The organism is Clostridium sp. AM42-4 (genome assembly GCF_003480105.1).
GTDB lineage: Bacteria > Bacillota > Clostridia > Lachnospirales > Lachnospiraceae > Brotaphodocola.
Map to the genome: position 1 here is coordinate 1 of NZ_QUIK01000046.1, position 891 is coordinate 891.

The window sequence follows — 891 nt, forward strand, 5'->3', positions numbered from 1 at the left end:
ACACACTCCAGACATAATTTGATTGCTTTGCTCAGCACTGTCGCCGCCTCGCCCCGCCAGACACCAAAGCACAGCATGGCGGCTCCGGCCATCAGCAGCACGATCTGCGCCGCGGCCTTTTTCCCGTAGCTCATTTTTCATCACCCTTTCCGATTTTCTGCCCCCATCATAGCGCGGGAGAGTTAAAGTCTCTGTTAAGAACGAAAACTTAACGCAAACCTTATCTGTTTTTGCTATAATGAAAGCAACACAAAAACGAAGAAATAAAAAGGAGGGCTCTCATGCACCTTTTAGTAATTGAAGATGAACGCGCCCTGTGCGAGACCATCGTTCGCAGCCTGCGGCGGCTGGCCTATAGCGTGGACTACTGCTATGACGGCGAAAAGGCGCTGGCGCTTCTGGGCGTGGAACGATACGATCTGGTGCTTCTTGATCTGAATCTGCCGAAAAAGGACGGCATGACGGTGCTGCGCACCCTGCGGCAGACCGACCGGGAGACGCGGGTGCTGATCCTCTCCGCCCGCAGCGAAGTGGAGGACAAGGTGCAGGGGCTGGATGCCGGGGCGAACGACTATCTGGCGAAGCCCTTCCACTTGGCGGAGCTGGAGGCCCGCATCCGCAGCCTGACATTGCGGCAGTTCACCCAGCAGGATGTGCTGCTAAGCTGCGGAGGCCTGACCTTTGACACCCGCTCCCGTACCGCCACCGTCAACGGGCAGACGCTGACGCTCACCCGGAAGGAAACGGGAATCCTGGAATACCTGATGGTACATCAAGGAAGGCCAGTAAGTCAGGAGGAGCTGATGGATCACGTTTGGGACAATAGCGTGGACAGCTTCAGCAATTCCATTCGCGTCCACATCTCCGCCCTGCGCAAAAAGCTCCGCGCCG

The 891-nt window shown here is 57.0% G+C and carries 2 protein-coding genes; one reads left to right on the forward strand and one right to left on the reverse strand.

The window, feature by feature from the left end; translation table 11 throughout:
- Positions 1-134: CD1871A family CXXC motif-containing protein (locus DW922_RS18355; protein WP_279221354.1), on the reverse strand; the 134-nt coding region annotated here is incomplete at its 3' end.
- 147 nt (positions 135-281) lie between these two features.
- On the opposite strand from DW922_RS18355, the gene DW922_RS17215 reads away from it, so the two are divergent.
- A partial coding sequence (locus DW922_RS17215) for a response regulator transcription factor (RefSeq protein WP_243032302.1) occupies positions 282-891 on the forward strand: 610 nt, incomplete at its 3' end.